Source organism: Enterobacter sp. 2VL (genome assembly GCF_005503595.1).
Lineage (GTDB): Bacteria > Pseudomonadota > Gammaproteobacteria > Enterobacterales > Enterobacteriaceae > Enterobacter > Enterobacter cancerogenus.
The window spans coordinates 300,215-307,260 of the sequence record NZ_SCNE01000006.1 but is presented as its reverse complement, the minus strand read 5'-3'; the positions used below and the strand labels follow the sequence as shown (position 1 = coordinate 307,260).

Annotated in this window: 7 protein-coding genes; 2 read left to right on the top strand and 5 right to left on the bottom strand. The window is 56.8% G+C overall.

Features of this window, described 5'->3' with window-relative positions:
- The first annotated feature begins 529 nt into the window (after window positions 1-529).
- Entirely contained in the window at window positions 530-2,119 is a 1,590-nt protein-coding gene (purH, locus tag FFS28_RS16325) for a bifunctional phosphoribosylaminoimidazolecarboxamide formyltransferase/IMP cyclohydrolase (protein WP_137273553.1), read from the top strand.
- A gap of 15 nt (window positions 2,120-2,134) precedes the next feature.
- Entirely contained in the window at window positions 2,135-3,427 is a 1,293-nt protein-coding gene (gene purD, locus FFS28_RS16320) for a phosphoribosylamine--glycine ligase (RefSeq protein WP_137903480.1), read from the top strand.
- A 54-nt stretch (window positions 3,428-3,481) separates the two neighbouring features.
- On the opposite strand, the gene FFS28_RS16315 is transcribed toward purD, so the two are convergent.
- From FFS28_RS16315 to hemE, 5 genes are all read right to left on the bottom strand, one after another.
- Window positions 3,482-4,174 carry a DUF1481 domain-containing protein gene (locus FFS28_RS16315; protein ID WP_102891712.1) on the bottom strand — a complete coding sequence of 231 codons (693 nt, stop codon included), beginning with the start codon at window positions 4,172-4,174 and terminating at the stop codon, window positions 3,482-3,484.
- Between the two features lie 11 nt (window positions 4,175-4,185).
- Window positions 4,186-4,458, bottom strand: a complete 273-nt coding sequence (hupA, locus tag FFS28_RS16310; RefSeq protein WP_002445246.1) for a nucleoid-associated protein HU-alpha — start codon at window positions 4,456-4,458, stop codon at window positions 4,186-4,188.
- Between the two features lie 186 nt (window positions 4,459-4,644).
- A complete protein-coding gene (locus FFS28_RS16305; RefSeq protein ID WP_006176765.1) occupies window positions 4,645-5,235 on the bottom strand; it encodes a YjaG family protein in 591 nt (196 codons plus the stop codon).
- Between the two features lie 41 nt (window positions 5,236-5,276).
- A complete protein-coding gene (nfi, locus tag FFS28_RS16300) occupies window positions 5,277-5,948 on the bottom strand; it encodes a deoxyribonuclease V (protein ID WP_006176764.1) in 672 nt (223 codons plus the stop codon).
- Between the two features lie 9 nt (window positions 5,949-5,957).
- On the bottom strand, window positions 5,958-7,022 hold the full coding sequence (gene hemE, locus FFS28_RS16295; protein ID WP_058610862.1) for a uroporphyrinogen decarboxylase: 1,065 nt from the start codon (window positions 7,020-7,022) through the stop codon (window positions 5,958-5,960).
- Between the last annotated feature and the right edge of the window lie 24 nt (window positions 7,023-7,046).

The following is a 7,046-nucleotide window of genomic DNA, read 5'->3' as shown; positions in this document are numbered from 1 at the left end:
AATTACGTATGTTCACTCAGAGACTTGGTATTCATTTATTGTCCGAAGACATTAAGAATCCATGTCACTTTGAGTGCCCACACAGATTGTCTGATAAATTGTTAAAGAGCAGTTGCGACGCGCTTTAGCGCTCTGTCGCGAGGTGGCGTATATTACGCTTTCCTCTTTCAGAGTCAACCCTGAATCTCAGGATTTTTTCTCTTCAACCGAACCGGTTGTTGTGTGAAGTGATTCACATCTGCCGTGTCGATGGAGGCGCATTATAGGGAGTTCTCGCGCCGCCGCAACCGCTAAATGACAGAAAAATGACTGGCTGCTGCATTCCACAGCAAAACCCCGCCTTATACCTTTTTACACACAGACTTATCCACAATGATACGAAAAAGTGAAATTGTGCGAGCGTTGCGCAAACGTTTTCGTTAAAATGCTCGCGCTTAACAGGCATGCCCCGCCAGGTGTGTTAGATGAGTTTTTCACAGGAAAAATTCATCTAACGCTCTCTGTAATCGTGAAATCCAGGGGATTTACCATGCAACAACGTCGTCCAGTCCGCCGCGCTCTGCTCAGTGTCTCTGATAAAGCCGGTATCGTTGAATTCGCTCAGGCACTTTCTGCACGCGGTGTGGAGCTGCTGTCCACAGGCGGTACCGCTCGCCTGTTAGCAGAGAAAGGTTTGCCGGTTACCGAAGTCTCTGATTACACCGGTTTCCCGGAAATGATGGATGGACGCGTCAAAACCCTGCACCCGAAAGTGCACGGCGGCATTCTTGGCCGTCGCGGTCAGGATGACGGCATTATGGAACAGCATGGCATCGCACCTATCGACATGGTTGTCGTTAACCTCTACCCGTTCGCCCAGACCGTAGCCCGCGAAGGTTGCTCGCTGGAAGATGCCGTAGAGAATATTGATATCGGCGGCCCGACCATGGTGCGCTCCGCAGCTAAGAACCATAAAGATGTGGCTATCGTGGTCAAGAGCAGCGACTACAGCGCCATTATTAATGAGATGGACGCCAATGAAGGTTCATTAACCCTCGCAACCCGTTTCGACCTCGCCATCAAAGCCTTCGAGCACACCGCCGCCTACGACAGCATGATCGCCAACTACTTCGGCAGCCTGGTGCCCGCCTACCATGGCGAAAGCAACGCTCCATCTGGCCGCTTCCCGCGCACGCTGAACCTGAACTTCATTAAGAAGCAGGATATGCGCTACGGCGAGAACAGCCACCAGCAGGCAGCCTTCTATATAGAAGAAGAGGTAAAAGAAGCCTCGGTTGCCACCGCTCAGCAGGTTCAGGGCAAAGCGCTCTCCTACAACAATATTGCTGACACCGACGCTGCGCTGGAATGCGTGAAAGCGTTCAGCGAGCCGGCCTGCGTTATCGTCAAGCACGCGAACCCGTGCGGCGTGGCGGTAAGCACCTCTGTTCTGGATGCCTATGATCGCGCCTACAAAACCGACCCGACCTCCGCGTTTGGCGGCATTATTGCCTTCAACCGTGAGCTGGATGCGCAAACCGCGCAGGCCATTATCTCGCGTCAGTTTGTCGAAGTGATCATTGCGCCATCAGCGTCTGAAGAAGCCCTGAAAATTACCGCGGCGAAGCAAAACGTGCGCGTCCTGGTTTGCGGTCAGTGGGCTGATCGCGTGCCGGGCCTGGACTTCAAACGCGTGAACGGCGGTTTGCTGGTTCAGGATCGCGATCTGGGTATGGTGACAGAGGCCGACCTGCGCGTGGTGACCAAACGTCAGCCAACCGAGCAGGAACTGCGTGACGCGCTGTTCTGCTGGAAGGTCGCGAAGTTCGTGAAATCCAACGCCATTGTCTACGCGAAAGAGAACATGACCATCGGAATAGGCGCAGGCCAGATGAGCCGCGTTTACTCGGCGAAAATTGCCGGTATTAAAGCAGGCGACGAAGGGCTGGAAGTGAAAGGGTCCGCCATGGCCTCCGACGCCTTCTTCCCGTTCCGCGACGGCATCGACGCGGCAGCGGCGGTGGGCATCACCTGCGTGATCCAGCCTGGCGGCTCCATTCGCGATGAAGAAGTGATTGCCGCAGCTGACGAACACGGCATCGCGATGATCTTCACCGACATGCGTCACTTCCGCCATTAATTCCCGGAGCAGAAAATGAAAGTATTAGTGATTGGTAATGGCGGCCGCGAGCACGCGCTGGCGTGGAAAGCCGCGCAGTCTCCGCGAGTGGAAACCGTCTTTGTGGCGCCGGGCAATGCCGGCACTGCCCTGGAGCCCACGCTGCAGAACGTCGCCATTGGCGTGACCGATATCCCGGCACTGCTGAGCTTTGCCCAAAATGAGAATATCGATCTGACCATCGTCGGTCCGGAAGCGCCGCTGGTGATTGGCGTGGTTGACGCATTCCGCGAAGCCGGGCTGACCATCTTCGGCCCGACGGAAGGCGCCGCGCAGCTGGAAGGTTCAAAAGCCTTCACCAAAGATTTCCTTGCGCGTCATCACATCCCGACGGCGGAATACCAGAACTTCACCGAGGTAGAGCCAGCGCTGGCGTATCTGCGTGAAAAAGGCGCGCCGATTGTGATTAAGGCCGACGGTCTGGCCGCCGGTAAAGGCGTGATCGTGGCGATGACGCTTGAAGAAGCGGAAGCCGCAGTGCAGGACATGCTGGCTGGCAACGCCTTTGGCGATGCGGGCCATCGCATCGTCATCGAAGAGTTTCTCGACGGTGAAGAGGCGAGCTTTATCGTGATGGTCGACGGCGAGCACGTCCTGCCGATGGCGACCAGCCAGGATCATAAGCGCGTGGGTAACGCAGACACCGGTCCGAATACCGGTGGGATGGGTGCTTACTCCCCTGCGCCAGTGGTCACTGACGAAGTGCATCAGCGCACCATGGAGCGCATCATCTGGCCTACCGTTAAAGGGATGGCGGCGGAAGGCAACACCTACACCGGTTTCCTCTATGCGGGCCTGATGATCGACAAGCAGGGCAACCCGAAGGTGATCGAATTTAACTGCCGCTTCGGCGATCCGGAAACGCAGCCCATCATGCTGCGCATGAAATCGGATCTGGTTGAACTGTGCCTGGCGGCCTGCGAAGGCAAGCTCGACGAGAAAACGTCCGAGTGGGACGAGCGTGCCTCTCTGGGCGTGGTGATTGCGGCGGGCGGTTATCCGGGGAATTACAACACCGGTGACGAGATCCACGGCCTGCCGCTGGAAGCGGTAGACGACGCAAAGGTGTTCCATGCGGGCACAACGCTGTCTGACGACGATCGCGTCCTGACCAACGGTGGCCGCGTACTGTGCGCGACCGCGCTGGGTCACACCGTTGCGGAAGCACAGAAGCGCGCCTATGCGCTGATGGCGGATATCCACTGGAACGGCAGCTTCAGCCGCCAGGATATCGGTTATCGCGCGATTGCGCGTGAGCAGGGCGAGTAAGAGTCGTCTGTTCCCCCTCACCCAACCCTCTCCCTCTGGGAGAGGGTATATTGCTCAAAAACTCTTTTCCGTCGGCTGCCAGGTGCAGAAATCTTCGTTCGCCACCAGCAGCAGCTGAGAACCTTCCGGCGCTTCAAGCCACGCGATACTCACTTCCATAGAAGAGTGACGCTGACGACGTTCAATATGTTCGGTTGCCCAGGATTCCAGCTCAGGCTTCACCGTCTGCCCTTCACAGGTCGTTACCGTACCATCGGCATGCCATCGCCCCTGGCGCAGCACTACGCGCCCCAGACGCAGCGCATCGCTGGTCTGGCGGATCTGTTCGGCACGATAGCGGTAGAGGGCTATTTGCTCGCTGGAAAGCTGCTGTTTATGACCGCTGACCTCGCGCTGCATAAAGCTCAGCTCGCCATGGTCATCAAAACGCACTTTCACATGTTCGGGGGTCTTACTGTAGATATTCAGCTCGATAAGGGAGAGGGAATCCCCCTGCCAGCGATACTCTGCGGTCGAGGTATTACCGGTATGCCACGGGCTGAATGCGGAAAGAAGGTGCACTTCCCCGCTGGAATCTTTGCGCCACATCCTGACCGCACCCTGGTTATCCGCGTAACCGCTGGCGGTAAACGGAGGAAGGGAGGCATCATGGCTACAGGCAGACAGTAACAGCACGCCTGCCAGCGCGAGCGTTCCGCGACAGAATGACAAAAGGGGCGTTGCCGCCCCTTCGTTAAAACTGTTCACTGCCACGCGTCTTACTTAACTGCGTCTTTCAGTGCTTTACCAGAAACAAATGCCGGCACGTTAGCTGCGGCGATTTTGATTTCTTTACCGGTCTGCGGGTTGCGGCCAGTACGCTCAGCGCGGTGGTTCACTTTGAAGGTACCGAAACCAACCAGTTGTACAGCATCGCCTTCTTTCAGAGACTCAGTAATAGCAGCCAGGGTAGATTCCAGAGCAGCTTTAGCCTGCACTTTAGACAGATCAGCCTTGTCCGCAATTACATCAATCAGTTGAGTCTTGTTCATAAGTTATCCTTTCAATGTGTTTATCGCTTGCTAAGCATCGAGTGCGACGAAAATGCCAAAAAAGCACTCTCCTGCATACACGCACCGATAGCCACTTTTTTTCGCCCCCCAAATGTAGACCAGACGGGGGGCAGAAGGGAAGAGTTGAGGTACGACAAAACAGGCGTTAAATCACGTTTTGTTGTCTCATTGGTTAAAAACTATACCAATATTACTCTCACCCGCCTCACGTAAGTCCGCGCGCAGCCCTTTGATCAGCTCAATGTCGCGTTCTTCACACTCTGCCAGCAGGCGGAAAATTTCCCACTGGATGTCCCATTCCTGCTCAACCGCCGGGTTGGCACGCAGCTCTTCGTCGGTCATTTCACGACCTTCCTGCGTCATTTCCAGCATCGCGACGGTGGTGATGGACGCCTTACTTACCTCAATCGCATGTTCCAGCGTTTCGCCGCTCAGACGAGAGTGGATCAGTTCGCTTAACGCGACGCAGGCGTCAATCGCCGGGTAGACGCCATACACATCATAGTCATCCGCCGCCGGGATTGCCTCTTCCAGCTTTTCGAGCTGAGAGTCGAAGTTAACTTTGGCATCTTTTACCGTCAGCGTTTCCCAGATCAAGTCCAGGATGCGGCGATAGATCTGGCCTTCACCAAATTCAGTCTGCTTGCAGAACGTGGCATAGTTGGGATACATGCGCTCGCACAGGCAGGCCATAAAGGTGACGTGCTGCCAGCTTTCCAGCTTCTCAAGGCGCAGATGAATCGGGTTTTGTAACATGATGATGTCTCGAATCGAAAATTAGCCGCAGTTTACCTGAATCATGGCTGAATTTCCTGCCAACGAACAAATGCCGGACGCGAGGACGCCACGGCATCGGCCCAGCGCGTTGGCTCCGGTAAACGGTAGCCCTTCATACAGCGTTGTACCCATGCCAGCGCGCTATCCATACTGACCCGATGCCCGGTAGCAATGAACAGCGGATTGCAGCGGGCTTTACTGCGCCAGACCCACGCCAGCTGCTCGCCTTTATCAATAAGCGGTGCCAGAGCGCCCGGCTCGGCGGAGAGCGGCTCAAACTTCCCACAGAGGCGTTTCTTGGCGACGCCGATGGTCGGCACATCCACCAGCAGCCCAAAGTGGCTGGCAACGCCCAGGCGGCGCGGGTGAGAGATGCCGTGTCCATCAACGAACAGCAGGTCGGGCTTTTGCGAGAGTTGCTCCCACGCTGCGAGCAGCGCGGGGTATTCACGGAAGGAGAGAAAACCGGGAATGTAAGGCATGGTGGTGGCGATACGCGCCACTTTGTACTCCACCAGCTCAAGCGAGGGGTACTTAAGAACCACCATCGCCGCCCGCGTCACTTCCCCGCCCTGCTCGAACCCCACGTCCGCGCCGCCGATGTACTGCGGGGGATCCGTATCCAGACGATCCTCGCGGATCACGGATGAGGCAAGTTCTATCTGTTGAGCGCGTAACGACGCGAGATCCATAACCACTCCTTACTTGTGATACTGGGCAGAAAGCCGATGCACCGCCTCCACAAAGACGCCTGCGTGTTCTGGCGGCACATCCTGATGAATGCCGTGGCCGAGGTTAAAGACGTGGCCTTCACCCTGGCCGAAAGCAGACAGTATAGTCGACACTTCTTCTTCAATGCGGGCAGGCTGGGCATAAAGCATGGACGGGTCCATGTTGCCCTGCAGCGCCACTTTGTCGCCCACGCGACGGCGCGCCTCGCCAATGTCGGTGGTCCAGTCAAGACCCAGCGCATCACAGCCGGTTGCGGCCAGCGCTTCCAGCCACTGCCCGCCGCCTTTGGTAAACAGGGTGACCGGCACGCGGCGACCTTCGTTTTCACGCAGCAGGCCGTCGACGATTTTGTGCATGTAGTACAGCGAGAACTGCTGGTAATCGCGCCCGGTCAGCACGCCGCCCCAGGTATCAAAAATCATCACCGACTGCGCGCCCGCTTTAATCTGCGCGTTAAGGTAAAGCGTGACGCTTTTCGCCAGCTTGTCGAGCAGCGCATGCAGGGCCAGCGGCTCGGCGTACATCATTTTTTTGATGACCGTGAAGGCTTTGCTGCTGCCGCCTTCAACCATGTAGGTCGCCAGCGTCCACGGGCTGCCGGAGAAGCCAATCAGCGGCACTTCGCCCTTCAGCTCACGACGAATGGTGCGCACCGCGTTCATCACGTAGCCCAGTTCGCCTTCGGGATCGGGGATTGGCAGCTTATCAACGTCGGCTTTACTTTTAATCGGGGAGGTGAAACGCGGGCCTTCGCCGGTTTCGAAATAGAGCCCAAGCCCCATCGCATCCGGAATGGTCAAAATGTCTGAAAAGAGAATGGCGGCATCCAGTGGAAAGCGACGCAGCGGCTGGAGCGTCACTTCACAGGCCAGCTCGGCGTTTTTGCACAGCGACATAAAATCGCCCGCCTGCGCACGCGTGGCTTTGTACTCTGGCAGATAGCGTCCCGCCTGGCGCATCATCCACACCGGGGTGACATCAACGGGCTGGCGCAGCAGCGCACGCAGATAACGATCGTTCTTCAGTTCGGTCATTTTTGCAGTTCCTTAAGCGTCATG

Coding starts and splice junctions, on each gene's coding strand:
- FFS28_RS16305 (WP_006176765.1), bottom strand. CDS start 5,235: ATGTTACAAAACCCGATTCATCTGCGCCTTGAGAAGCTGGAAAGCTGG.
- hemE (WP_058610862.1), bottom strand. CDS start 7,022: ATGACCGAACTGAAGAACGATCGTTATCTGCGTGCGCTGCTGCGCCAG.
- nfi (WP_006176764.1), bottom strand. CDS start 5,948: ATGGATCTCGCGTCGTTACGCGCTCAACAGATAGAACTTGCCTCATCC.
- purD (WP_137903480.1), top strand. CDS start 2,135: ATGAAAGTATTAGTGATTGGTAATGGCGGCCGCGAGCACGCGCTGGCG.
- purH (WP_137273553.1), top strand. CDS start 530: ATGCAACAACGTCGTCCAGTCCGCCGCGCTCTGCTCAGTGTCTCTGAT.
- hupA (WP_002445246.1), bottom strand. CDS start 4,458: ATGAACAAGACTCAACTGATTGATGTAATTGCGGACAAGGCTGATCTG.